The 21661-nt window shown below is 39.3% G+C and carries 22 protein-coding genes, 1 tRNA gene and 1 rRNA gene; 13 read left to right on the forward strand and 11 right to left on the reverse strand.

Annotation, left to right across the window (positions count from 1 at the left end; all coding sequences use genetic code 11):
• Positions 1-58: 58 nt before the first annotated feature.
• Together L5B76_RS07325 and L5B76_RS07330 are read right to left on the reverse strand one after the other, a co-directional pair.
• Positions 59-134, reverse strand: a tRNA-Glu gene (locus L5B76_RS07325).
• A 99-nt stretch (positions 135-233) separates the two neighbouring features.
• Positions 234-1775: ribosomal RNA gene (locus L5B76_RS07330) — 16S ribosomal RNA — on the reverse strand.
• Between the two features lie 458 nt (positions 1776-2233).
• On the opposite strand from L5B76_RS07330, the gene L5B76_RS07335 reads away from it, so the two are divergent.
• Entirely contained in the window at positions 2234-2572 is a 339-nt protein-coding gene (locus tag L5B76_RS07335) for a YegP family protein (RefSeq protein ID WP_103852704.1), read from the forward strand.
• Between the two features lie 138 nt (positions 2573-2710).
• On the forward strand, positions 2711-3541 hold the full coding sequence (locus tag L5B76_RS07340; RefSeq protein WP_265754868.1) for a DUF5718 family protein: 831 nt from the start codon (positions 2711-2713) through the stop codon (positions 3539-3541).
• A 45-nt stretch (positions 3542-3586) separates the two neighbouring features.
• Here L5B76_RS07340 and birA read toward each other — a convergent pair whose 3' ends face one another.
• Positions 3587-4519, reverse strand: a complete 933-nt coding sequence (birA, locus tag L5B76_RS07345; protein ID WP_265754869.1) for a bifunctional biotin--[acetyl-CoA-carboxylase] ligase/biotin operon repressor BirA — start codon at positions 4517-4519, stop codon at positions 3587-3589.
• A 182-nt stretch (positions 4520-4701) separates the two neighbouring features.
• Here birA and guaB point away from each other — a divergent pair, with 182 nt between their 5' ends.
• Entirely contained in the window at positions 4702-6165 is a 1464-nt protein-coding gene (gene guaB / locus L5B76_RS07350; RefSeq protein WP_265754870.1) for an IMP dehydrogenase, read from the forward strand.
• A gap of 62 nt (positions 6166-6227) precedes the next feature.
• Entirely contained in the window at positions 6228-7787 is a 1560-nt protein-coding gene (gene guaA, locus L5B76_RS07355) for a glutamine-hydrolyzing GMP synthase (RefSeq protein ID WP_265754872.1), read from the forward strand.
• Between the two features lie 211 nt (positions 7788-7998).
• On the opposite strand, the gene L5B76_RS07360 is transcribed toward guaA, so the two are convergent.
• From L5B76_RS07360 to L5B76_RS07380, 5 genes are read right to left on the reverse strand one after another with little or no spacing between them, the layout of a single operon-like run.
• Positions 7999-8139, reverse strand: coding sequence for a hypothetical protein (locus L5B76_RS07360; protein WP_265754873.1), 141 nt, complete (start codon positions 8137-8139; stop codon positions 7999-8001).
• A 40-nt stretch (positions 8140-8179) separates the two neighbouring features.
• On the reverse strand, positions 8180-8437 hold the full coding sequence (locus L5B76_RS07365) for a hypothetical protein (protein WP_265754874.1): 258 nt from the start codon (positions 8435-8437) through the stop codon (positions 8180-8182).
• 9 nt (positions 8438-8446) lie between these two features.
• On the reverse strand, positions 8447-8665 hold the full coding sequence (locus L5B76_RS07370) for a hypothetical protein (RefSeq protein ID WP_265754875.1): 219 nt from the start codon (positions 8663-8665) through the stop codon (positions 8447-8449).
• A 53-nt stretch (positions 8666-8718) separates the two neighbouring features.
• On the reverse strand, positions 8719-8883 hold the full coding sequence (locus L5B76_RS11640) for a DUF2513 domain-containing protein (RefSeq protein WP_265754876.1): 165 nt from the start codon (positions 8881-8883) through the stop codon (positions 8719-8721).
• Positions 8874-9071, reverse strand: a complete 198-nt coding sequence (locus L5B76_RS07380) for a DUF2513 domain-containing protein (RefSeq protein WP_265754877.1) — start codon at positions 9069-9071, stop codon at positions 8874-8876. The genes L5B76_RS11640 and L5B76_RS07380 overlap by 10 nt, the downstream gene beginning before the upstream one ends.
• Before the next feature lie 101 nt (positions 9072-9172).
• Between L5B76_RS07380 and L5B76_RS07385 the strand changes: the two genes are divergently transcribed.
• Complete coding sequence (locus L5B76_RS07385; protein WP_265754878.1) at positions 9173-9394, forward strand: hypothetical protein; 222 nt, start codon at positions 9173-9175, stop codon at positions 9392-9394.
• A gap of 788 nt (positions 9395-10182) precedes the next feature.
• On the opposite strand, the gene L5B76_RS07390 is transcribed toward L5B76_RS07385, so the two are convergent.
• The 3 genes from L5B76_RS07390 to L5B76_RS07400 form a co-directional block, all read right to left on the reverse strand.
• The gene (locus tag L5B76_RS07390; protein WP_103855534.1) at positions 10183-11082 is read right to left on the reverse strand and encodes a tyrosine-type recombinase/integrase; all 900 of its coding nucleotides are present in this window, start codon (positions 11080-11082) and stop codon (positions 10183-10185) included.
• A 66-nt stretch (positions 11083-11148) separates the two neighbouring features.
• Positions 11149-11460, reverse strand: a complete 312-nt coding sequence (locus L5B76_RS07395; RefSeq protein ID WP_250350011.1) for a helix-turn-helix domain-containing protein — start codon at positions 11458-11460, stop codon at positions 11149-11151.
• 643 nt (positions 11461-12103) lie between these two features.
• The gene (locus L5B76_RS07400; protein ID WP_250350010.1) at positions 12104-12622 is read right to left on the reverse strand and encodes an Hcp family type VI secretion system effector; all 519 of its coding nucleotides are present in this window, start codon (positions 12620-12622) and stop codon (positions 12104-12106) included.
• 227 nt (positions 12623-12849) lie between these two features.
• Here L5B76_RS07400 and tssB point away from each other — a divergent pair, with 227 nt between their 5' ends.
• The 8 genes from tssB to L5B76_RS07440 are packed head-to-tail and all read left to right on the forward strand — an operon-like array spanning position 12850 to position 21634.
• On the forward strand, positions 12850-13350 hold the full coding sequence (tssB, locus tag L5B76_RS07405; RefSeq protein ID WP_103852645.1) for a type VI secretion system contractile sheath small subunit: 501 nt from the start codon (positions 12850-12852) through the stop codon (positions 13348-13350).
• A gap of 25 nt (positions 13351-13375) precedes the next feature.
• Positions 13376-14857, forward strand: a complete 1482-nt coding sequence (gene tssC / locus L5B76_RS07410; RefSeq protein WP_250350008.1) for a type VI secretion system contractile sheath large subunit — start codon at positions 13376-13378, stop codon at positions 14855-14857.
• A 4-nt stretch (positions 14858-14861) separates the two neighbouring features.
• Positions 14862-15311 (forward strand): type VI secretion system baseplate subunit TssE, encoded by a 450-nt coding sequence (tssE, locus tag L5B76_RS07415; RefSeq protein WP_250350007.1) that lies wholly within the window; start codon positions 14862-14864, stop codon positions 15309-15311.
• A 9-nt stretch (positions 15312-15320) separates the two neighbouring features.
• Positions 15321-17120: a type VI secretion system baseplate subunit TssF gene (tssF, locus tag L5B76_RS07420; RefSeq protein WP_265754879.1), complete on the forward strand. Its 1800-nt coding sequence runs from the start codon at positions 15321-15323 to the stop codon at positions 17118-17120.
• Positions 17084-18121: a type VI secretion system baseplate subunit TssG gene (gene tssG / locus L5B76_RS07425; RefSeq protein ID WP_250350005.1), complete on the forward strand. Its 1038-nt coding sequence runs from the start codon at positions 17084-17086 to the stop codon at positions 18119-18121. Before tssF ends, tssG begins: the two co-directional genes overlap by 37 nt.
• Positions 18122-18151: 30 nt before the next feature.
• The gene (locus tag L5B76_RS07430) at positions 18152-20308 is read left to right on the forward strand and encodes a type VI secretion system Vgr family protein (protein WP_265754880.1); all 2157 of its coding nucleotides are present in this window, start codon (positions 18152-18154) and stop codon (positions 20306-20308) included.
• Positions 20305-21057 (forward strand): N-acetylmuramoyl-L-alanine amidase, encoded by a 753-nt coding sequence (locus tag L5B76_RS07435; RefSeq protein ID WP_265754881.1) that lies wholly within the window; start codon positions 20305-20307, stop codon positions 21055-21057. The genes L5B76_RS07430 and L5B76_RS07435 overlap by 4 nt, the downstream gene beginning before the upstream one ends.
• Positions 21050-21634 (forward strand): hypothetical protein, encoded by a 585-nt coding sequence (locus L5B76_RS07440; RefSeq protein WP_265754882.1) that lies wholly within the window; start codon positions 21050-21052, stop codon positions 21632-21634. The genes L5B76_RS07435 and L5B76_RS07440 overlap by 8 nt, the downstream gene beginning before the upstream one ends.
• Positions 21635-21661: the final 27 nt, after the last annotated feature.

The following is a 21661-nucleotide window of genomic DNA, read 5'->3' on the forward strand; positions in this document are numbered from 1 at the left end:
AGTTTTCAGCTTGTTTTTACATTGTTAAAGAGCAAATCGCTAAAAAATTAGCTTTAAATGGCGTCCCCTAGGGGATTCGAACCCCTGTTACCGCCGTGAAAGGGCGATGTCCTAGGCCTCTAGACGAAGGGGACTACATATAAAGGTAATCTCTACACGACATTGAGTTTTGCTCTCGTTTGTCTAACATCAATCATCACAATCTGTGTGAGCACTCATCTTTCCAGTCTTTATAAGGAGGTGATCCAACCGCAGGTTCCCCTACGGTTACCTTGTTACGACTTCACCCCAGTCATGAATCATACCGTGGTAAACGCCCCCCTTGCGGTTAAGCTATCTACTTCTGGTACAACCCACTCCCATGGTGTGACGGGCGGTGTGTACAAGGCCCGGGAACGTATTCACCGCGACATTCTGATTCGCGATTACTAGCGATTCCGACTTCATGGAGTCGAGTTGCAGACTCCAATCCGGACTTAGATGCACTTTCTGAGATTCGCTCACCCTCGCAGGCTCGCACCCCTCTGTATGCACCATTGTAGCACGTGTGTAGCCCTACTCGTAAGGGCCATGATGACTTGACGTCATCCCCACCTTCCTCCAGTTTATCACTGGCAGTCTCCTTTGAGTTCCCACCCGAAGTGCTGGCAACAAAGGATAAGGGTTGCGCTCGTTGCGGGACTTAACCCAACATTTCACAACACGAGCTGACGACAGCCATGCAGCACCTGTCTCAAAGCTCCCGAAGGCACAAACTCATCTCTGAGTTCTTCTTTGGATGTCAAGAGTAGGTAAGGTTCTTCGCGTTGCATCGAATTAAACCACATGCTCCACCGCTTGTGCGGGCCCCCGTCAATTCATTTGAGTTTTAACCTTGCGGCCGTACTCCCCAGGCGGTCGATTTATCACGTTAGCTACGGGCACCAAGCCTAAAGCCCAATCCCCAAATCGACAGCGTTTACAGCGTGGACTACCAGGGTATCTAATCCTGTTTGCTCCCCACGCTTTCGCACATGAGCGTCAGTATCTCCCCAAGGGGCTGCCTTCGCCTTCGGTATTCCTCCACATCTCTACGCATTTCACCGCTACACGTGGAATTCTACCCCTCCCTAGAGTACTCTAGTAAACCAGTCTGAAATGCAATTCCCAAGTTAAGCTCGGGGATTTCACATCTCACTTAATTTACCGCCTGCGTGCCCTTTACGCCCAGTTATTCCGATTAACGCTCGCACCCTCCGTATTACCGCGGCTGCTGGCACGGAGTTAGCCGGTGCTTCTTCTGTGGCTAACGTCAAACAATAGTGCTATTAACACTACCGCCTTCCTCACCACCGAAAGAACTTTACAACCCGAAGGCCTTCTTCATTCACGCGGCATGGCTGCGTCAGGGTTCCCCCCATTGCGCAATATTCCCCACTGCTGCCTCCCGTAGGAGTCTGGGCCGTGTCTCAGTCCCAGTGTGGCTGGCCATCCTCTCAGACCAGCTAGAGATCGCAGGCTTGGTGAGCCTTTACCTCACCAACTACCTAATCCCACTTGGGCTCATCTTATGGCAGGTGGCTAAAACGTCCCACCCTTTAATCTTTCGATACTATGCGGTATTAGCCATCGTTTCCAATGGTTATCCCCCTCCATAAGCCAGATTCCCAAGCATTACTCACCCGTCCGCCACTCGTCAGCGTCGAAAGCAAGCTTTCAACCCGTTACCGTTCGACTTGCATGTGTTAAGCCTGCCGCCAGCGTTCAATCTGAGCCATGATCAAACTCTTCAGTTTAATCTTTCTCAATTCGTACACTAACAAAGCTCTGTGATTTTATTTAAAATCACTATGAATTTCAGTTAAGCACTAATTGTTCTAAATCTTTTAAATTTTTCCAGAATCAACAAGTGCCCACACAGATTGTCTGATTGATTGTTAAAGAGCAAAAAACAACGACGCGATGTGTATTTTCAACTTGTTTACAACGTCGCGTCGTTGTGTGCGGCGTATTATAGGCTTCTTTAAAATCTTTGCAACCCCTTTTTGCAAAAAAAATCGCAAAAAATGCCAAAAATCATTGCAACTGATTATTTTGAAATCACACCGCTGAATTATCAGGCAAAGTGCGGTGGAAAATTAGCAAAATTTTTACCGCTCTTTTTCTTGTCTATGATAAATCCATTGAAAAAACAGAAAAAAAGCTTATGATGAACTGGTGGAATATCCCACGATTCATTAAGAAGGAAAATAGTATGGCTTTAGGCTGGTATGAATTGAAAAAAGCAAGTGATGGTCAATTTATGTTTAACCTTTATGCGGCAAACTCGCAAATTATCTTGACCAGTGAATTGTATAAAACCAAAGCGTCTGCGCTAAATGGTATTGAATCTGTGCAGAAAAATGGTAGCGATGAGGCGAATTTTGAGTTCCGCGTGGCGAAAAATGAGAAACCTTATTTCGTATTGAAAGCCAAAAATCATCAAGAAATCGGACGCAGCCAATATTATGCTTCTCAAGAAGGGGCAAAAAATGGGGTGAAATCAGTAATGAACAACGCGCCGACAACGCAAATTAAAGATTTAACTGCCTAATTTAAAAGATAAAAGCGAGAATTTCTCGCTTTTATTTTATCAACATAACAGATTATTTCCTCCCCAAAATTTCCCCTTGAAAATTCCTTATAACCTTGTAGGATTTGGATATGTCATCAAGATAAAAGGAGCAAGAAAATGACAAAAAATGTTATCGGCCTTGGCGTGGCAGGCAATTTTGCGGGGCATTTGGAACAAGCAGGTGAGGCGAAAGATTTTGCCCAAGTGAAAACGGCAGAAACCCATCAACCCAAAGCAATTTTTCCTTTTTATGTGCCTGCAGAAAACTTAGGCGAGTATGACTTTTTGGCGGTCAATCCGTTAAGTGCCGAATATATTCGTTTTCCGCAAGCGGGGGCGGATAATTTGCAGATTGAGCCTGAAATTGCCCTGTTGTGTGAAGTGCAATATTCTGGCGAAAAAGTTACCGCACTTTTGCCTTACGCCTTTGCGGCTTATAACGATTGTTCTATCCGCCGTCCTAATGCCAATAAAATTTGTGAAAAGAAAAACTGGGGCGAGGAAACCAAGGGCTTGGCGGCGACAACAATTCCTCTCACGTCCTTTGACTTAGGCAGTGAAATTGATGATTATCGCATTGCTTGCTTTCATAAACGTGATGGCAAGATGAATGCTTATGGCGTGGATAGCCCCGCTTTAGGATACAGCTATTTTCATCAAAAATTGCTTGATTGGATTGTGGGACAAATGAATAATCAGCCTGATTTCGGTCCGATGAATCATATCGCTGATTTGCTAAAAAAAGCCCATTATCCAACCCAAGCGATCATTAGCATTGGTGCAACCCGTTATACTGAATTCGGCACGAGCCATTTTCTGCAACCTGACGATGTGAGCATTGTGGTGGTGTATAACGGCAAGAAATATTCACCGCAACAAATTGAGCAAATGGCAGCGCAAGAACGTTTTGCAGAAGATATTTCAGCCCTTGTACAAAAGGTGATTTAACTATAATTTGAAGAATAAGGGGAAATGTTCCCCTTTTATTTAGCTTTACGCTTTTCTCCGTAGCGACACTTCGCCGCCATTAAATCGCACAAGGCCTTGTTCCGTTTCTAATAACAGGTAGCCTTCGCTGTCTATGCCACGTTCAATGCCGTGCTGGCTCGCGTTTTCGCTGATCAAGCTCACGGGCTGATTAAGAAAAGCGTCCCATTCCGCCCAGCGTGAATGAAAAAATGCCATTCCTTTTTGTTCAAAGAGATCGAGATAATGATAAAGCCGCTGCACTAGCGCGATGATGATTTCATCGCGATCAAAATGCGGTAGAATTTCTCGTAATTCTGCCCAAGGTTGATTAATATTGGCTTGTTTGGGTAAGGCAAGGTTAATGCCAATGCCAATAATCAAATTCAGCAAGCCATTCTTACGATTAGTAATTTCCACCAGCACGCCCGCCAGCTTTCGCCCTTGCAATAACACATCATTCGGCCATTTTAACCCGATGCTTTGCGCGCCAAAGGCTTGTAAGGTTTCTGCAATGGCAATGCCGATAACTAAACTCAGCCCATTCAGCGAAATCTGAGGTGGGAACGTCCAATAGGCACTGAGAATAATCTGCCCTGCAAAAGGCGAAAGCCAATCACGCCCACGCCGCCCACGCCCTGCGTATTGATATTCTGCCAAGCACAGTTGCCCTTTTTCTAGCTGCTCAATCTGTTCCAATAAAAATTGATTTGTGGAATGAATCACAGGTTTGACCAGCACGGGATAAGGCGCAAGGCGTTGCTTTATTTTCTCCACCGAAAGCAAGGGCAATTCTGGCTTGAGCTGGATTTCATCACCGTTCCGTTCAAATTTAATGCCCAGTTCGCTTAGCGTCTGAATATGAGCATTGAGTTGCGTTTCATCACAATGTAAAAGTGCGGTCAAATTTTGGCGAGAATTTTTCTTGCCGTCTGCCAACAAGGTTAAAAGCTCAAACATTTCTTTTCCTTTTATAACTTTCTTTTTTATAAATAGTCGCGAATTTTTTTAAATACAAAAAATATTTGCGGTTTGCCATTCCAAAATCAGCATAAACTCTGTATAATCTCGCCGCAATATTTTTTACCCTTTTTTCATATTAACCTTAGGGATTTTCCCTTCTACAGAGAGAGAATATTGCTATGCTACGCGTATTAAAAGAAGCCCTCACGTTTGATGATGTCCTTCTCGTTCCAGCACATTCCACCGTGCTGCCAAACACTGCCGATTTATCCACGCAATTAACTAAAACCATTCGTTTAAATATCCCAATGCTTTCTGCCGCAATGGATACCGTTACCGAAGCGAAACTTGCCATTTCCCTTGCGCAAGAAGGCGGTATTGGTTTCATTCATAAAAATATGAGCATTGAACGCCAAGCGGATCGCGTGCGTAAAGTGAAAAAATTTGAAAGCGGCATTGTTTCCGATCCTATCACAGTTACCCCTGATTTAACCATTGGCGAATTAGCGGAAATCGTGAAGAAAAATGGTTTTGCAAGCTTCCCTGTGGTGAGCAACCAAGGTGCGTTAGAAGGTATTATCACAGGGCGCGATACGCGTTTTGTGAAAGATATGAATAAAACCGTTGCGGATCTGATGACACCAAAAGATCGCTTAGTTACCGTAAAAGAAGGCTCATCTAGCCAAGAAATTTTCAGCCTAATGCACGCACACCGTGTAGAAAAAGTACTCGTGGTGAATGATGATTTCAAATTAAAAGGAATGATCACCTTAAAAGACTTCCAAAAAACCGAACAAAAACCTAACGCTTGTAAAGATGAATTCGGCCGTTTACGCGTGGGGGCTGCAGTAGGTGCTGGCACAGGCAATGAAGAACGTATCGAAGCCCTTGTACAAGCCGGCGTGGACGTGTTGTTAATTGACTCTTCCCACGGACATTCCGAAGGCGTGTTGCAACGTGTGCGTGAAACTCGCGCGAAATATCCTGATTTACCAATTATTGCAGGCAATGTGGCGACAGCAGAAGGTGCGATTGCCCTTGCTGATGCCGGTGCAAGTGCGGTGAAAATTGGTATCGGCCCTGGCTCAATTTGTACCACACGTATTGTAACAGGCGTAGGTGTACCACAAATCACCGCCATTGCCGATGCGGCCGAAGCCTTAAAAGATCGCGGCATTCCTGTTATTGCTGACGGTGGTATCCGTTATTCTGGCGATATTGCCAAAGCTATTGCTGCTGGCGCAAGTTGTGTCATGGTGGGTTCAATGTTCGCAGGCACAGAAGAAGCACCGGGGGAAATCGAATTATTCCAAGGCAGAGCCTTTAAATCTTACCGTGGAATGGGATCATTAGGTGCAATGAGCAAAGGCTCGTCCGACCGCTATTTCCAAAGCGATAACGCTGCCGATAAACTCGTGCCAGAAGGCATCGAAGGGCGCATTCCATATAAAGGCTATTTAAAAGAAATTATCCACCAACAAATGGGCGGTTTACGTTCTTGTATGGGATTAACAGGCTGCGCCACCATTGAAGATCTGCGCACCAAAGCGCAATTCGTACGCATCAGCGGCGCCGGCATCAAAGAAAGCCACGTCCACGATGTTACCATCACGAAAGAAGCACCGAATTATAGAATGGGCTAAATAAAAGTGCGGTAAAAAATACCGCACTTTTTCACATAATTAATTTAATAACTGGAAATAAAATGAACAATATCCACAATCACAAAATTTTAATCTTAGACTTTGGTTCACAATATACCCAGCTTATCGCTCGCCGTGTGCGGGAAATTGGGGTGTATTGTGAGCTGTGGGCTTGGGACGTAACAGAAGAGCAAATCCGTGAATTTAACCCAACAGGGATTATTCTTTCTGGTGGGCCGGAAAGTACCACGGAAGAAAACAGCCCACGTGCGCCCGAATATGTGTTTAACGCTGGCGTGCCAGTGCTAGGAATTTGTTACGGAATGCAGACAATGGCAATGCAGTTAGGCGGTTTAACGGAAACTTCTGACCATCGTGAATTTGGTTATGCTTCCGTTTCTTTACAAAATCCAACCGCACTTTTCGCTGGTTTAGATGATGGCGAACACAAACTCGATGTTTGGATGAGCCACGGCGATAAAGTGACTCAATTACCACCGCACTTTCAAATCACGGGTGTAACGCCGACCTGCCCGATTGCGGCGATGTCTGATGAAAACCGCCACTTCTATGGCGTGCAATTCCACCCTGAAGTGACTCACACCAAAAGCGGCTTAGCCCTTTTAACCAATTTTGTGGTAAACATTTGTGGCTGCGAACGCAACTGGACACCAGAAAATATCATCGAAGATGCCGTGGCTCGCATTAAAGCGCAAGTAGGCGATGACGAAGTGATTTTAGGTTTGTCAGGCGGTGTGGACTCTTCCGTTACCGCTTTATTATTACACAGAGCTATTGGCAAAAACCTACACTGTGTTTTCGTAGACAACGGCTTGTTACGCTTAAACGAAGCCGATCAAGTAATGGAAATGTTCGGCGATAAATTCGGCTTAAACATTATTCGAGTGGACGCCGAAGATCGTTTCTTAAACGCACTAAAAGGCATTTCAGATCCTGAAGCGAAACGCAAAATGATCGGTAAAGTGTTCGTTGATGTGTTTGATGACGAATCGAAAAAACTCAGCAGCGTCAAATGGTTAGCACAGGGCACGATTTATCCTGATGTGATCGAATCTGCGGCGAGCAAAACGGGCAAAGCACACGTGATCAAATCCCACCACAACGTAGGTGGATTGCCAGATTATATGAAACTTGGCTTGGTAGAGCCATTACGCGAACTGTTTAAAGATGAAGTGCGTAAAATCGGCTTAGCCCTCGGGCTTCCAGCAGAAATGCTCAACCGCCACCCATTCCCCGGTCCGGGCTTAGGCGTGCGCGTACTCGGCGAAGTGAAAAAAGAATACTGCGATTTACTCCGCCGTGCCGATGCTATCTTTATCGAAGAACTTTACAATTCAGGCTGGTACTACAAAGTCAGCCAAGCCTTCACCGTATTCCTACCGGTAAAATCCGTAGGCGTAATGGGCGATGGGCGTAAATACGATTGGGTTGTTTCCCTCCGTGCAGTAGAAACTATTGATTTTATGACCGCACATTGGGCGCACCTGCCTTATGACCTACTTGGCAAAATCTCCAACCGCATCATCAACGAAGTGGACGGCATCTCCCGCGTGGTTTATGACGTCAGCGGAAAACCGCCAGCGACGATTGAGTGGGAATAAAAAAGCCCCGCTTTCATCACATATCATTTTAAAAATACTCAAAACCCTGTTATTGCAGGGTTTTTCTAATTACTTAATTCCGTGTAGTTATCAAGGCTCCCAATAATCTGTTTTGGGTTTGGCAACACAAAACTAAGTACTTTTAACTTATTAAGTTTATCAGCAAAATCCAAACTTTTATTCGTTGCTATCGCTGCATTTTCAATATTTTTTAAATATGTATTTGTTCTTTCAGCAAACTGCTTGCGTACCGTTGTGCCTTTGTCAGACCATCTTGAAATTTAACTTGATCTAACGCCAACTGAATATTTAATTGCCCAAGTGAACCCGCCATATTATTATTTTCTCCCATAAAAAAGCCCGCCGTAGCGAGCTTCTATTTGAATTTAATCTTACTTATAAAAACTGTTGTCCCAATATCGGGAATAGCGTTTATCTTCCCTATCAAAAAACGCTTTTTTACTCAATTTCCAATGCAAAAACAGTAATACAACAAATAATACTGACAAGGCGGTAACAATCGTTTTCCAAGAGAAAAAGCTAAAAGCCGCCAATAACACCAATAATATGGGCAAAAGAGAAAAAGCCGCGATATAGAATTTGGCACCAAACAAGAGGCTGTCTGTAATGAAACTATAAGTATTTCTCATTAATAACTCCTATTGATTAGGCAATATTTTAACGGTGTTAATTATTGTTCCCAAGCAAAATCCACCCAACAAGCCTACAATTAAAACATCCCACCAAGAAAGATTAATATCAAAATAAACCATTCCCGCGATAAATAAACCTATTGGTATTAAAAAAAGTAGAGGTAGAATAATCAACGACCAAAAAAAGCCTAGTAATCCTCGAATAAAAAACATTAAATCAGACATATTACCTCCTAAACGTTATCTTCCAATCTACCAAATCCCCACTGGCAGTCAAGTTATTTCAATAAAGAAACCAATAAACTTTTCCCTGCTAACTTAATTGCCTCAAAGGATAAATCAATCCCTTTCGTTTTAATGATTTGTTTAATTTTATTCCACGCTGTATCACTTCGGATTTTGTCAAGAAATTCGTGTCCTTGCCACGTTAAATTTATTGCCACAAAATCCGCATCACCATTGTAGAATTGTCTTCAATGCAAATCAGTTCAGCCTGTGCCAACAGTTGATAATGATACACTACTACATCGGCTGGAAAGCCTTTAATGCTCTCACTATCTAATGGCGTATCATCAACCTTTTGCTCAAGCTTGAACAAAATTTTGCGGATAAGCTCCCAATTTCGTTTCATTTGATTCTCCTGCAACCGCACTTAAACTAAAGTGCGGTTGGTTTTAAGTAAATTTTTAACGCATATTAAACGGTTTATAATACGGATTTTTACATACTTTAATGATTTCAGCTCTTAAGGAATCCATTACTTTTCCGTACTTTGATTTTGGCATACGGCAAAGCGACGGAGAAACAATTCAAATCGTTGCCGACCTTGCGAATACTGTTGCAAGTCATACCCATAATGGCGGCCCAGCACCAGATCAAAGCAGCACGTTCAGCGGCTACAACAGTAGGGCATTAAATGAGAAAGGTAAACTCACGCCGATTATTGAGCAGTAAACATATCATCACACATCTAGCCACCTATTTAGGTGGCTTTTTTATTACCTGCCGCCTTTATTTAAAAGGCTTTGGCTACAGCTTTTCTTTTATAAAGTGAAACCAAACTTATCCACGGAAAATTCTTACGCCACGTCAAACGTCACGGAAAATCCACTCTCCCACCCGCGTTTTTTATGCAAAAAATTGCCATTTTTTCAGTTAAATTTCATAGGCAAAAATTATCTAAAGCTAGGACGGAAAAGGGATCTTAGAAAAAAGGAAATGTGATCTTAACTGAAAAATTTACAGTTAATTTCAGTGATTTTCAGTTAAAAAAGATCAGGTTTTATCAAAACGAAAGCTATCATATTGAAATATAAAAAGAATTTCTATTTTACGTGGGGAGTTTGTATAAAATGATTTACAGCTAACCGCTCACACATCTGAAATTTGGTGACCATTGGTCACCAAATTAAGAGAAAATGGCTTATCAGAATTTTTAAGATAGGCTAAAAATAGTCACCAAATGGACACCAAAAGAAAAAGTGCGGTAAAAATAAGATATAAAAAAAGCCGCTCTTGGCGACTATCTTATTGATTTATTTGTACTTTTAAATGGTGCCCGAGGGCGGACTTGAACCGCCACGACTCGAAAGTCGAGGGATTTTAAATCCCTTGTATAGCCCATTAACTCTAATAGCTCTTCAAGTGGAAGATCCAGCCAATACTACCACAAGATCTATTGCTAAATAGATAACTTGATCTTACACAAATTCCAAGGCTTGTAAAGGCTGGACATTAACTTTTTATAATAATGCTGAATTTACAGTGTCTCTAATCATTTCCACATCGTCTTCTATGTAAGTTAGTGTTACCTTAATATCCCTGTGCCCCAATAACTGCTTGGCTACGTAAAGATTATTAGGATTCTTCATTAAATTTGTTGCAACTGTGTGCCTAAATCTATGTGGAGATACATTGAACCCAACAGAACGAGATATAACTTTAAATATATGGCTTATTTGATGTTCACTGGTATTTTTAGCTCTATTCCTGGACAAAGGGCAAAAGAGATTAAAGTTAAATAACTGACAATCATTAGTTTGATTTGCTCGCTTTAATTCAAGGATAAGGTTCTGAAGATAAGGAAACAACTTATCTGAAATAGGAATTGTGTGTGAATGATGATTTTTATTTATTTCGGGAGATATATGAATAATTCTACTCACTAAATCTATATCACCAACCTTTAATTTTATTAATTGAGCTCGGCGAATTGCTGTATATCTGAATGTCTTTATTAACGTTTCAACAAACCATACAGGATTCAAGATACCTGGCAAATTATGTGCACCTTGCAGAAAAAAATCTAACTTTGCTAGTTCTGTACTAGACAAAATTTTCCGCTTAGCTTTTCCCTCTCTTAAAAATAATTTATTACAAGGATTATCTTGATAATCTAATAAATTTTGTTCAATTCCAAATTTATAGATTGCTTTGATGTGGCGCAAATAGCTATTCCATGTGATTGGTTTAATATTACTCCCAACCGCGGTTCTTCTCCAATCTAAAAGCAATAAACTAGAGATTTCATTTGGATACATAACATTGCAATTTCTCTGTAAGAGTCTAATAGCTTTCTGATAACTCTTAATTGTATCTCCTCGGAGATACTTATATAAAAAAATTTTGTAATAACTCTTCAAATGTAATATTACCTACCGCCATAATTAAGGTTCCTTTAATATTCTAATTAAAAAATTTCTAATATACTAAATTTCTATCGATTTAAAATAATTTACTCCATGCAGGATAAAATCTCTTATATCCTTTGAGTTTCGTAATAAATCCAGCAAACACTTCTCTTCTTTATTTATTGCTATAACCCCCCTCTCACCAAAAAGTATATAATTAATATCAACACCCTCTAATCCTAGCTTCATTAAATAGTCGACTCTAGGCATAATTCGATTATGCTCATATTTGAACTGAGCTTGTGATCTAACACCTCCTAATTTTGCAAATGCTCTTTGAGTTAACCCCATTCTCTGTCTTTCTTCTTTTAAACGATGACCAATATACATATACATCCCTATTCTAGATAAAACGTTGACTAGCTCGTAATATATCTATCCAAAATATACTAAGCAATCAATTTTTATTTCATTTTTTCAGATAATAAATGCGAGAGCATACTCGATCTTTAAGGGAGTAACTCATTACATGGCTATAGGTAGGATTCCAATTAGTTATAAATAACACCTATATACATTATTTGATATTTCAGGAACCATGTATTATAAAAGACAAAGCAAACAAGAAAAAAATAGTAAATAGATATTCGTAATATTATATAGCATTTAAAAAAGATTTAATCTATTCATCTCTGCTACATTTTCTTATCTTTTACAGCTTAAAAGTAAGAATAATCAATGACAAAGAAAAAATCAATATTGACGCAGGAACTTTAAGATCAAATAGAATTATAAAAGAAAGAGACTTCCCACTCGAATTAAATAATTGAATGAGGCCTTAATAAAAGAAGCTGAACAGAAAACTTTAGATTATCGTGTGGCATAAAATCATGCAAAGGTCGATAAAAGCCATCCTTATACTCAATCCCAAACATTGAGTATTTAAATTAAGTTAGGTGATGGACCTTTAATATAGTAGCTATAATAAAGTATGGTGTGCTTGACACACCATACTCGTAGCTAATCTAGTTAATTAAGCTTCAATTGGTGTACGCCAGTCATCTGAACCTGATGTACCTGCTACAGTATGCTCCCAAGTGATTTTTCGGTAAGCTAAAAAGACATCAAGTAATTGAGTAAACTCTTTTTGAGAAGGATCCTGTGCATGTGGCATTAAAAGATCCATATTAACAATAGTTGCATCTTCTAATGTAGTTGTGAAGTAATGCTCTTGTTTGCCTTCAACTGATGTGCGATACCATTTTAATTCTACTTTCGGTAGCATTTCTCCTGAAGCTAACGCATTATAAAGTAATGGAACTGCTTTATTTAGGGCTACCGTTAAAATTAATGGTTTATGTGCACGTTGACCTGATGGTTGACCTGATTGTGGATCCGTTGGTACGGTCACTTGGTGTTTAACCTGCTGAACCAACATTTGATCTTCATGACCTTCAACAAAAATATTTCCCACAGAATCAGCCGTAAACGCACCAGCTGTGATATTACCTTGGGTTTTTCCTGTAATTGAAACGTAACATGGAGTTGGCATAGTAGTTGTCCTCACTAATGTAATAATGTAATAAATAATTATTGACGTCAGAAATCAAAAAAGATGATTTCTTGTATATTAGTATGTCGTTTTTTATCTAAAAAAACAACAAAAAGCTTAAAAAACACTCTATTAAAGAACCAGAATTTTGATATACTAAATTTGTAGATGGTCTATATACCATGTATACCCCTTTTCATTCTATACAATTAAAGAAGGATAATGCTATGAGTAAAAAAGAAGGTTCTGTTGCACCTAAAGAGCGAATCAATATTAAATACGTCCCGGCAACAGGCGGTGAAACTGCCGAAGTTGAATTACCATTAAATCTCTTAGTTGTTGGTGATATGAAGGGAAAAGCAGAAGACTCATCTATAGAAGAGCGATCAATGATTTCTATTGATAAAAACAATTTTTCTTCAGTTATGGAAGAAATGGAAATTGGTTTGAATATTAATGTTGCAAACAAATTATCCGATGACGCATCACCAGATGATGAAATTAATGTGCAATTAGACATCAAATCTCTTAATGACTTCTCTCCAGATAACATTGTTAAATCCGTTCCAGAATTACGTAAATTGCTTGAATTAAGAGAAGCATTAACTGCCGTCAAAGGACCACTTGGGAATGTTCCGGCTTTTCGAGCTAGAATCGCAGAACTACTCGAAGATGAGCAATCCCGAGCTCAATTACTTGCAGAATTAAATTTAGTTGATAAAAAATAGTTGATCATACCAGAGGACTTTAGATATGGCTGATAAAATCCAAACAGAACAAATCGAACAAAATACCACTACCTCGGGCTCATTACTTGATGAAATCATGGCTCAAACAAGGCTTTCTGAAGATAGTGAAGGCTATGATATTGCTAAACAAGGTGTCGCTGCTTTTATTAGTAACATTTTAGAAACAGGCTCAAAAGAAGAGCCAGTAAACAAGTTATTAATAGATAAAATGATCAATGAGATTGATCGGAAATTAAGCGCCCAAGTAGATGAGATTCTACATCACAATGAATTTCGTAATTTAGAATCATCTTGGCGCTCATTAAAATTATTAGTTGATAAAACAGACTTTAGAGAAAATATTAAGATTAACGTTTTTCATGCAACAAAAGAAGAATTACTCGATGACTTCGAATTTGCACCTGAAATTGTTCAATCTGGTTTTTATAAACACGTTTATTCTTCTGGCTATGGTCAATTTGGTGGAGAACCTATTGGTGCCGTGATTGGGAACTATGAATTTACCCCTAAATCCCCAGATATGAAACTCTTGCAATATGTGAGCGCTGTAGGTTCTATGGCTCACGCCCCATTTATATCTTCCGTATCCCCCGCTTTCTTTGGTATTCAAAGTTATACTGAATTACCTGCAATTAAAGATCTAAAATCAGTGTTTGAAGGACCAATGTATGCTAAGTGGCGTTCATTACGAGAATCTGAAGACTCTCGTAGTTTAGGATTAACTGCCTCTCGTTTCTTAGTTCGTTTACCTTACTCTGTGTCAGACAATCCGGTAAAAACTTTTGGCTATGAAGAGGATGTAAGTAAAGACCACGAACACTATCTATGGGGTAATAGCGCATTTTTACTAGCTTCTTGCTTGACGGATAGTTTTGCTAAATATCGTTGGTGTGCAAATATTATTGGCCCACAAAGTGGCGGTGCAGTCTACGATTTGCCAGTTCATATTTATGAAGCGATGGGACAAATTCAGTCAAAGATCCCAACAGAAGTGCTTATTACAGATAGAAGAGAATTTGAATTAGCGGAAGAAGGATTTATCGCATTAACTATGCGTAAAGGCAGCGATAATGCTGCATTCTTTTCTGCTAATTCTGTTCAAAAACCAAAAATTTTCCCAAATACAAAAGAGGGTAAAATAGCAGAAACCAACTACAAATTAGGTACTCAATTACCATATACATTTATGATTACTCGAGTAGCTCATTTCTTAAAAGTGTTACAACGTGAGCAAATTGGTAGCTGGAAAGAAGCAACTGATTTACAAACCGAGTTAAATAAATGGCTCAAGCAATATGTTGCTGATCAAGAAAACCCACCTGCAGATGTTCGTAGTCGTCGCCCATTCAGAGCGGCATCTATTTCTGTATCAGATGTAGAGGGAGATCCAGGTTGGTTCTTGTCTTCCATCAAATTAAGACCACACTTTAAATATATGGGATCTAACTTTGAACTATCGCTTGTTGGCCGTCTAGACAAGGAATAGAAAAATGGCATTATTAAGTTGGCAACGAGATAGTACAGCTAGCTTATTTGAGCGTATACAGGGGAAGGAGGTAAATCCTTCTCCACTCTCCCATTCTGGTCTCAAAACTTTTATCGAATCAATAAAACATAATCTTAACAATATCCTTAATACCCATCCAGGCACATCACAAAGTGCGGTCCAATTAGGAATTATGGACTTAAATGATGCCACGAGTAATACAGGAGATATCTATCAAAAAATATCCCAAATCATTCAAGAATGCATTTTGAATTTTGAGCCTCGAATCATCGCGGTAAATGTGACACCATTTCCTAATGAAGAGCAACCTCTAACCCTATTTTTTTACGTCACGGCAACAGTATCCTTTGAAGACTACACCAAAGACATTGCCTTTAATTTACACCTAGATAACGATCATCGTTATTATCTAGATATGAGCAACATTACTTAAGATGTGATTATGTCTCTTGAAAAATATTTTAGACAAGAATTAGATTATCTGCGTGAATTAGGTAAAGAAATTGCTAATGAAAAACCTCATTTGGCTAATTTTTTATCTGAAAAAAGTGCTGATCCCGATGTTGAACGATTACTAGAAGGCTTTGCCTTTTTATCTGGTAGTTTAAGAGCTAAAATTGAAGATCAATTTCCAGAGTTCACTCATAGTTTGATTAATATGCTCTGGCCAAATTATCTGCGCCCAACACCAAGTATGACTATCGTTGAATTTTTCCCCAACCCTAAAGTTGCAAAAGGTTTTGATGTCGTAAATAAAGGCACCACGTTATTAAGCCGTCCTATAGTATCTGGTAACTCCGACAAAAAACTACAATGTCAATTTCAGACTTGCCGTGATGTTTGGCTCAATCCCTTCTCTCTTTCGGATGCAAGTGTATTAAATAGTAACGAGCAAGCTATTGTTAGCTTAGTATTTTCTAGTGAATCACCACTAAAACTCTCTGAACTAGATTTAAATAAGTTGCGTTTTTATCTTGGAGCAGATGATTACACTAATCAGCAACTATATCTATGGTTTAGCTATTACTTGACAGGTGCAGAGATTGTTGTCAACGACCAGAAAATAACATTACCTGAGTTTAATTTTTCACCTGCAGGATTTAATAAAGAAGACGCACTCTTACCTTACCCTAAAAATGCTTACAGTGGTTATCGGATCTTACAAGAATATTTCTGCTTTCCCGAAAGCTTCATGTTCTTTGACGTAAATGGTATCGCTCCACTACCAAATACTCTTGATGAATCAAATCAATTTATATTAAACCTCTATTTCTCTGAGCCATTGTCTTCAGATGTTCAAATCAGAAAATCAACCTTTAGACTACATTGCACACCTGCAATAAATTTATTTAAGCATAGTTGTGAACCGCTCAGATTCGATGGAGATAAAGATGAATATTTGCTAAAAGGAAGTTATTCTCATCCTGAATGGTATGAAATATTCTCAGTAGATCAAGTATCAAGCCATGTTGAAAATAGGAACAATAAAGCTAGAGGGCCTCGTCATTCTTCCACACGTCATTACTTACCTTTTGAAAGCTTTGAGCATCAAATTGAATATGCTAAAGGACGAACCGAGCTTTATTATAAAGTAAGGGCTAAAGATGCCTTATTTGAAAAAGGATTTGATCATTATATTTCTTTTGTAAGAGGCGATGAGGTAATAAGTTTAGAAAAAACCGAATCCATCTCGATCAATGTGACTTGCACTAACCGTGAAATACCAACCAACTTAAAAGTTGGTGATATTTGCATTGGCACAGAAACAAACCCTGCAATTGTTGAATTTAAAAATATCACTCGTCCATCTATGCCACTGCATCCATTACTAGATGGAACACTCGCTTGGAAATTAATTTCCAATTCTTCACTAAACTACTTATCGTTACTCGAAATTGAGGCATTAAAAGAGATTATTAGAACCTATGATCTGCCCAGCTGGCATAGTAGGAGAAATGCCAAAATGTCCCAAAAGAAACTTGATGCGATTAAGTCAATAGACACCAAGCCTATAGATCGATTATTTAAAAGTGTTTCTATTAGAGGACTACAATCTACCTTATATATCAAACAAAGCGAATTTAACTCTGAAGGTGAAATGTTTTTATTTTGCACTGTGCTATCCCAATTCTTCTCTCTCTACGCAAGTGTAAATTCATTTCACAAACTGAAAGTAATAAATTTAGATAATCAAGCGAGCTATGAATGGCCTATTCAAATCGGACAGCATCAATTGATGTAAACACCGCCTCCCAAAAACTAGACATTAGCCGATACAATTTCTATCGGCTAATGGAGCTATTATGTAAAATCAAAGGGGTTGATCCAAGTGAAAGCTTAAGTTTATTACCTAAAGATGAAATTATTCGCCTAACATCACTAGCCGGATTAGGCTTCCCAATTAGAGACATCGCTAACTTAAAAGAATTACCGGAAGGAACATTTGAACTTCAAGTTTCTTTTTTAGGTTTGCATGGTAGCCAATCGCCCCTACCTGGCTATTACCTAGATAGTCTAGCCACTGAATATCTTCATAAAGAGACAAAATTAGTTGATTTTATGGACTTATTCAACCATAGACTATCGTTATTACTACATCAGATTTGGCGAAAATATCGCTACTACATAAATTACCAAACAAATGGAACTGACGAATATTCTAACAGAATGTTTGCCTTAGCTGGACTTGGCTATAAAAGTATCAGAAACAAACTCTCTGTCAATCATTCCAAAATGTTAGCTTATGCTGGTATTTTATCTAGTCCTGCTCGCTCCCCTGAAATCATTTGTAACTTGGTTTCCCATTGTTTTGATTTAGAGTTCGTCTCACTAGAAAGTTGGTGTTTTCGTTATGTTGAAATCATCGAAGATGAACAAAACCGATTAGGATTAATGAAAAAAGAAGCGGGTAAACCACCAAAAGGCCGTTCTTGTTTAGGTGAAAATTTCACCTTAGGTAGCAGAAAGCCAAACAGAGGAAGCAAATTTGAATTACAGCTCAACAACCTTTCTCGGCAAGAATTTTTGTCATTTTTACCAAATGGAGAAAATTATCTCCCCCTCGTTACCTTTGTCTCTTTTATATTAAAAGATCAATTTGCCTGGGATTTGAGATTAGGATTAGCAAAAGAGCAAGTATCAGGTATGGTTTTAGGAACCGAGCAAGATAGTTTACTTGGCTGGACTAGTTTTATAGGTCATCCAGTGCAAGAACCCGATGTGTTATTGACAATTAGAGAGTAAAAATTAATACGAATTTAGCAAGGAGAAATTATGTTCGACTTATTCACCTCCAAAGGCCTCCACTTCACCCTCGAAGTGGCACAACTGCCACCTGACACCTTCCGTGTTGTCAAATTCGATTTCGAAGAAGGCTATAATTCCCTCTTTAAACTCTCCATTGTCGCGGCAACACAACATAATCAGCTTCCATTTGGTTCACTACTCGACTGCGCTGCAACCCTTTCCATCTGGCAAGATGGTGAGCGACAACGGAATATCTCCGGTATCGTCACACAAATCAAACTCGGTAAAACCGGTGAACGCTATACCTTTTATCACTTTACCCTCTCCCCTCATCTCTGGCGATTAACCCAAAAAAGACGCTCTCGCATTTTCCAGCATACCAGTATTGAAGCTATCTTAAAAACCCTGCTAAGCGATTCCGATGTGCTTTTTCACACCATTGATATCGCCTACCGCACAAGACGGGAATATTGTGTACAATACCGCGAAACCGATTATGAATTTTTCCAACGGATTATCGGTGAAGAAGGCTTGTTTTTCTTTTGTACGGAAGATGAACATAATCAAATTGACCGGCTCTTTATTTACGATGATGCCCATCGTTTATCTAAAGAAGATACCCTCTCCCTTGACTATAATGCCAATCCTACCGTATTACGCCAAGCCCCTCATCTCCGTACCTTTCAATGGACCGAACAAATTCGTCCTTCTGAAGTGTTGTTAAAAGATTACACCTTCAAAAAACCAAACTGGAATGCGGAATATGGCTTACAAGGCACACAAGAAGAGATTCAATTCCAAGGAGACTACCCTTACTACGACTACCCTGGCCGCTATAAAAATGACAGTGGCGAACGCTTTGCCCAATATCGTCTCGACAGTTTACGCCGTGATGCCCATACGGGCGAGGGAGAAAGCAATCACCCAGCTTTAAGAATAGGCCAACTCTTACACATTCATCGCCACCCTCGTGCTGACTTCAATCAGCCTTGGCAATTAACTTACATTCAACATCATGGCGAACAACCGCAAGCCTTAGAAGAGGAAAGCCATTTTAGCCAACGTGAAAACACCACCTTTATCACTAATCGTTTTGAATGTCTTTCTCCGGAAAAAACTTTCCGTAGTAATTTCCCTCAAAAACCACAAATCTGTGGCACACAAACTGCGGTAGTCACTGGCCCCAAAGGGGAAGAAATTTTCACGGATTACCAAGGCCGGGTTAAAGTGAAATTTCATTGGGATAAAGGGGAATTCAACGATTCCAGAAGTTCTTGCTGGGTGCGTGTTGCTCAACCTTGGGCGGGGCAAAACTGGGGGATGCTCGCCATTCCGCGTGTTGGGCAAGAAGTGGTGGTGAGCTTTTTAGAAGGCGACCCAGACCAACCGCTGATTATTGGACGCGTGTATAATGAGCTACAAATTCCTCCGGGTAATCTGCCTGCCACCTATACCCAAATGCACATTAAATCGAAAACCTACAAAGGGGAAGGTTACAACAGCATTCTCTTTGAGGATGCCGCGAACCGAGAATTATTTGAAATGCACGCCCAGCGGGATATGACCACACTGGTTGAACATGACCAAAAAAATCACATCAAAAACCACCGCACTTTAACGGTTAACGGTAGCCAACGTACTCAAATTGACCAAGGCAGAACCACCCAAATCACCACCGGTAATGACATCAAAACCGTCTTAGCGGGAAACAATCTTGAAACCATCAGCTTACTTAAAGCAATCCAAGCGAAAGAGATTTTCAACGCGGCACACGACCGTATTGAGCTTGAAGTGGGCAAACAAACTAGCATAACGATGGACAATGAAAAGATTCTCCTTCGCTTTGGTAAAAACACGATTTTGATGAATGAAGAAGGCATTTGGTTGGATGGTGTGCATATTGGAATGCAGGAGAAGGAGTTGCAAGTGCCGGATAATACCGGAGAGCCTAAAAAAGAATCTCATTACATCGCGAAGGTTCTCGTAACAGATAAAGCTACTGGAGAAATTTTAGCTCATCGACCTTGTGAAATTGAATTTTCATCAGGAAAACGAATTAAACAAGAAACAGATCAAAATGGCTATTTATATATTCAAAGCAACCAAAAAGAAACTGTAAATATTCATGTGCTGTTTAAATCACCAAAAAGACTCTTACAAGCTAATGAGGTTATTGAAGAATGAATCAACAAATAACTACAACGATAGGATTGGAAAAAGAATATGAAGTTAAAGAGCATGTTATAAAAACGAATGACAAAGCAGCAACAAGGCAGACTATTATTAATAGAGTGAATAATAACCTAAAGGAAAGGTTCGGAACACAATTTATTGAACGCTCCGGTTGGAAAGCTAAACCGCCTAAGAAAAAACTCACCGAAGGCTGGAACTATAATGCAATCGTCATTCACCATCAAGGAAATGCAAGTTTCGGTTTCTGTTGTGGAGACCCTATGAACGAAACACAGAAAATTCAACAATCTGAAATGAAAGGACCTCAAAATTTTGATGATATCGGTTACCACTATATTGTAAGCTGTGAAGGGAATATTTTAGAAGGAAGAGATATTAGATTTCAAGGCTCTCATGTAAATGGGAATAATTCAAATAAGATAGGAATATTATTACTGGGGGATTATTCAGAAAGAGGTGAGGTTAATTGGACTGGCATAAAGAAAGCAAAGGATTACCTTATAGATCATCTAGACTTTTTTCATTCATTCAGTGTCCCAGAAATTCAAGGATATGCTTGTATCACTTTAATTGAAGCATTGCTATCAGTATTTTATATTAAACAACTAGGAGGACATCGAGAATTTGCTTTACCAGGCGATCATCGAACGTGTCCAGGAAATGTAGGAATGCAATTTGTTACCTATTTAAGACAACATTTTCAACTATCTGTACCAGAAAAAGGAAAAATTAATGAATAAAAAACTCTATAAATTTTATAAATGTACAACAATCTTATTATTTATCTCCAATCTAATATTGGCTAGTATGATTATGTTTTTCAATAGTGAAATAGGTATAGTAAGAACAACTACAGAATTTGGAGCTGATTATGGCTTCTTTTATAAAAAGAAAAATATGCATAGGATTTATTATTTTGATCCTGTCGGAGAACAAGACCTAGATCAACTTTCAGATGAAGCATTTCATGAACTATCAGAGTTTTGTATGGCAGCTAGTAAAGATAATAATTGGTATGACAATAATTGTGGCTCTTATTTTAATAAGGAAGTAAAAAGAAGAGCCTCTCTACGTCCTCATTCTTTTATTTTAACATATAACGGTGAAATATATAGAAATAGTCCTTATATTATGCAATATGATAGAAAAACTATAGAGGGTATAACAAATGATAAAGGAGAGACAGAAACCGTTTACGTTAGCGATAAAAATGATGTACATATAGAAATTGATTGGGAAGCTTATAAAAAACAGATGAAAACCCAAGGTAATAAAAAGCCAGAAAATATTCCTTTGGAAGCAGAGAAAAAACAATAAAAAAATATACTACACGCTAATCAGGCT

Source organism: Avibacterium sp. 21-594, from assembly GCF_026226815.1.
Lineage (GTDB): Bacteria > Pseudomonadota > Gammaproteobacteria > Enterobacterales > Pasteurellaceae > Avibacterium > Avibacterium avium.

Excerpts from the sequence above, each read along its gene's own strand:
- L5B76_RS07335 (WP_103852704.1), top strand. The coding sequence starts at position 2,234 with ATGGCTTTAGGCTGGTATGAATTGAAAAAAGCAAGTGATGGTCAATTT.
- L5B76_RS07340 (WP_265754868.1), top strand. The coding sequence starts at position 2,711 with ATGACAAAAAATGTTATCGGCCTTGGCGTGGCAGGCAATTTTGCGGGG.
- birA (WP_265754869.1), bottom strand. The coding sequence starts at position 4,519 with ATGTTTGAGCTTTTAACCTTGTTGGCAGACGGCAAGAAAAATTCTCGC.
- guaB (WP_265754870.1), top strand. The coding sequence starts at position 4,702 with ATGCTACGCGTATTAAAAGAAGCCCTCACGTTTGATGATGTCCTTCTC.
- guaA (WP_265754872.1), top strand. The coding sequence starts at position 6,228 with ATGAACAATATCCACAATCACAAAATTTTAATCTTAGACTTTGGTTCA.
- L5B76_RS07360 (WP_265754873.1), bottom strand. The coding sequence starts at position 8,139 with ATGGGAGAAAATAATAATATGGCGGGTTCACTTGGGCAATTAAATATT.
- L5B76_RS07365 (WP_265754874.1), bottom strand. The coding sequence starts at position 8,437 with ATGAGAAATACTTATAGTTTCATTACAGACAGCCTCTTGTTTGGTGCC.
- L5B76_RS07370 (WP_265754875.1), bottom strand. The coding sequence starts at position 8,665 with ATGTCTGATTTAATGTTTTTTATTCGAGGATTACTAGGCTTTTTTTGG.
- L5B76_RS07380 (WP_265754877.1), bottom strand. The coding sequence starts at position 9,071 with ATGAAACGAAATTGGGAGCTTATCCGCAAAATTTTGTTCAAGCTTGAG.
- L5B76_RS07385 (WP_265754878.1), top strand. The coding sequence starts at position 9,173 with ATGATTTCAGCTCTTAAGGAATCCATTACTTTTCCGTACTTTGATTTT.
- L5B76_RS07395 (WP_250350011.1), bottom strand. The coding sequence starts at position 11,460 with ATGTATATTGGTCATCGTTTAAAAGAAGAAAGACAGAGAATGGGGTTA.
- L5B76_RS07400 (WP_250350010.1), bottom strand. The coding sequence starts at position 12,622 with ATGCCAACTCCATGTTACGTTTCAATTACAGGAAAAACCCAAGGTAAT.
- tssB (WP_103852645.1), top strand. The coding sequence starts at position 12,850 with ATGAGTAAAAAAGAAGGTTCTGTTGCACCTAAAGAGCGAATCAATATT.
- tssC (WP_250350008.1), top strand. The coding sequence starts at position 13,376 with ATGGCTGATAAAATCCAAACAGAACAAATCGAACAAAATACCACTACC.
- tssE (WP_250350007.1), top strand. The coding sequence starts at position 14,862 with ATGGCATTATTAAGTTGGCAACGAGATAGTACAGCTAGCTTATTTGAG.
- tssF (WP_265754879.1), top strand. The coding sequence starts at position 15,321 with ATGTCTCTTGAAAAATATTTTAGACAAGAATTAGATTATCTGCGTGAA.
- tssG (WP_250350005.1), top strand. The coding sequence starts at position 17,084 with ATGGCCTATTCAAATCGGACAGCATCAATTGATGTAAACACCGCCTCC.
- L5B76_RS07430 (WP_265754880.1), top strand. The coding sequence starts at position 18,152 with ATGTTCGACTTATTCACCTCCAAAGGCCTCCACTTCACCCTCGAAGTG.
- L5B76_RS07435 (WP_265754881.1), top strand. The coding sequence starts at position 20,305 with ATGAATCAACAAATAACTACAACGATAGGATTGGAAAAAGAATATGAA.
- L5B76_RS07440 (WP_265754882.1), top strand. The coding sequence starts at position 21,050 with ATGAATAAAAAACTCTATAAATTTTATAAATGTACAACAATCTTATTA.